Annotated in this window: 2 protein-coding genes; one reads left to right on the top strand and one right to left on the bottom strand. The window is 26.0% G+C overall.

Features of this window, described 5'->3' with window-relative positions:
* A partial coding sequence (locus tag KQ44_RS12690; RefSeq protein WP_096737713.1) for a DUF4132 domain-containing protein occupies nt 1-2702 on the top strand: 2702 nt, incomplete at its 5' end.
* Between the two features lie 141 nt (nt 2703-2843).
* Here the strand turns inward: KQ44_RS12690 and KQ44_RS12695 are convergent.
* Nucleotides 2844-3191, bottom strand: coding sequence for a hypothetical protein (locus KQ44_RS12695; RefSeq protein ID WP_096737714.1), 348 nt, complete (start codon nt 3189-3191; stop codon nt 2844-2846).
* Between the last annotated feature and the right edge of the window lie 179 nt (nt 3192-3370).

Genomic DNA, 3370 nt, shown 5'->3' on the forward strand with positions numbered 1-3370 from the left:
ACAACAATCCCTATAAAGCTAGAGAGAAATTTTTCAATGCAATAAATTATCCTAATGATTTCGCATTTATAGCACAGCATTTTCAAAACTATTTTCATTATGCATTCATTTATGGGTCAAGAGATTTATATTTAAACTATAAAGAAGATTTTTATAAAATTTATAATTTAGTAGGAAATGATTTAAAAAATGATAGAAACAAAAGAATATTTATAGTGCTTAGCGGTGTTTTATTAGAACATAATGATAATAAAATAGACACAAATAATTTAAAAAAGTCTATACCTGTATTACAAACTATAGTTAATAAATTTACAGAAGATAATTCGGATAGATATAATAAAAGACCAGCATTCACCACTACAGTAAAAATAGAAGAAATATTTGATAAAGATAAAAATAAACTCTTTGATACGCTTATTGAATATTATACAGACAAAAAAAATACATACAATCTATACAGTACATACAGATGGGGAAATACTCTACCTGAATATTGTCTCAATACAGAACTTTATTATTTATACTCTCTATTTAATTATGATAGTCCTGAAATGAAAAGCTATAAAAAGTTTGCTATCGATATTTTTAAATATTTACCAATTCAGATTGGAATAAGAAAATATATAGAAGTGCAGGCATCTATAGGAAATAAAACTCTAAAAGAAGTTATTGATAGTTTATTAAATAATAAAGAATTGAATATTACATTAAAAGAAATTCTGCTTTCATACTATTTTGATTATGCAGGAGATTTTTCAAATTATTATTACGACTATGGCGGAAAATGTCTTCCTACATTATATAAAGAGCTTAGATGCGTAGATGAAAATAATAATGTAGTCATAAACAGCGTAAAAGATGAATTATTTAAAAGCTATTTTGATGAAGTAGTAAATATATTAAATGATGATAAGTTTATAAAAGATAATATAGCAGGCAGCAAAAATACAGCATTAGATATATTAAAGACTTTGTATAATAAATATAATTATGAAAATTATCATTTGATTTATACAGTTCTTGAAAATACAAAGAGGGCAGAGGTAAAAAGATATTGTATTAAAGCTATTTCTGATAATGAAAAGATTACAAGAGAATATGTTGAGAAAATGTCAGAGAAGGTAAGATCATCAGAACTTAAAGGGGCATTAAAAAATATTATTAAGAATTGGAATCTTAAAAAATACGGCGATAATTTCAAAAGTATTGATGAGGCTTTGGAGTTTATAGATACTTACTACAATAAAAACTATGAAAAAAATATTAAGTTTTTAGATGATGTTCATTTGACAAAAGTTCTATACAATAATGGAAAATTGGCTGATGAGAGAATATTTAAATATATTATTATGGAATATATGAACTTAGTTGAGCCTGCCAGATTAAAAGACTGTGACATGCTTACTGAGATTCTTGATACTTCCTCATTTACAAACGCTTTGGAAATGTTATATATTTATTGGAAAGATTCTAATTATGAAGCTAATAAAAAAAATATTTTAATACCTTATCTTTTATATTCTGATAATTCAAAGATAGATAAAGTTTACCCGCTTATAAAAGAGTTTGCTAAAGGTTCCCGAACTGTTATGGGAGCATTTATTGTAAAATGTATTGCATTAAATGGAAAAAGCTATGCATTAATATTAGTAGACAGCCTCACAAGAAAAGCTCCTACTGCAAAAATAAAAGAAGTAGCAATAGATACTATGGAAAATGTAGCATACCTGCTTGATATGACAACAGATGAGCTTTCAGACAGAATAATACCTAATTTCGGATTTGACAGAAAAGGTGAAAAAGTTTTAAGCTATGGAGGAGAGGCAAAAAGAACATTTACATTATCTATAAACAATGATCTTGAACTCACAATAACAGATAATGACAAACAAAAAATAATAAAATCACTCCCAGCACCAAATAGCAAAGATGATAAAACAGAAGCAGATAATGCCAAAAAAGAATGTACTGCTCTCAAAAAAGAAATAAAAACTTTAATACAGAGTCAGAAAATAAGACTTCAGAAAGTATTATTAAACGGCAGAAAATGGACTTATGATAATTTCAAAACAGTATTTGTTGAAAACCCTATAATGAATCTATTTGCATTAAAACTAATATGGGGCGTTTATGATGAGAATAACAATTTAATAGAAAGTTTCAGATATATGGAAGACGGCACTTTTAATACTGTTGATGAAGAAGAATACACTCTCAAAGAAAATGCTTTAATAACTTTAGTACACCCTTCAGAATTAAACTCTGACACTATATCAAAATGGAAAACTCAATTATCCGATTATGAGATATCACAGCCTATAGAACAGCTTGATTTTAAATATGAAGAGATTACAGAAAAAGATATAAGCGAAGATAAAATTACTTCTCTTAATTCCAAAAAAATAAAAGCAGGAGTATTGATGTCATTAGCAAATAAATACGACATGGCTAGAGGCGAGACTATGGACGGCGGAAGTTTCTGCGAGTACATATTAAAAGATACTTATCTCAATATTGCTGTTCACATCTCATTTGATTATATGTATTTTGGAATGGATGCTAATGAAGATGTTGAGTTTGGCGATATAGAGTTTTGCGAGATAAATGACGGTATTGAAACTCTAATTAATCCTCTAAAAGTAGAAAAAAGATTTGCTTCTTCAATTTACAGTATAGTAAAAAGTGTTTTTGTAGATTGATTTTATTTGATTGAAGTAGAATAAATTTATATCTTGATATATGGGGCTTTCATACGACTAAGTTATTTGTAGTGTAAGCCCCATTTCTTTGATTATGATATTATGTTCATTTAAATATTTTATATTTGAGCTCCTTTTTATTTAATGACTATTTATTAATTTAACCATCATAAGATCATGATCTATATAAATATTTTCAATTATATAATCATATTCAAAAGCCTCTTCTGTTATAGATATAAGATATTTATTGCATTCATTTAATTTTTCAATTGTTAAATCTTCTTCATAATCATGAATTATTTTAAAGAAAAATTCAGAAAAATTATTTTCTCTTGCATTTTTTATGCCGCCTCTTATATCATAAATATTGTCAATAAGCGGTTTTATACGATCCATTTCATAGAATGGAATTTTTTGATAATAACCGTCAGGCTCTGCATATAAGATATTTACAAAAATTAAACCTAATAAAATTATTTTTTTCATAGTTTAGCTCCTTTACTTTTTAAAATATCTATAATTTCAGTTCTTTTAAATGCTATCGCAAGATATAGAGCATTATCACCATTATCATTTTTTATATTAATATTAGCTCCCTTTAAATTTTCCTATTAACAAGAAAAATATATCTATAAGATAAAAAAATCCAAATACATAATAATTTT

It is taken from the genome of Brachyspira sp. G79, from assembly GCF_002379365.1.
Lineage (GTDB): Bacteria > Spirochaetota > Brachyspiria > Brachyspirales > Brachyspiraceae > Brachyspira.

Excerpts from the sequence above, each read along its gene's own strand:
- KQ44_RS12695 (WP_096737714.1), bottom strand. The coding sequence starts at position 3,191 with ATGAAAAAAATAATTTTATTAGGTTTAATTTTTGTAAATATCTTATAT.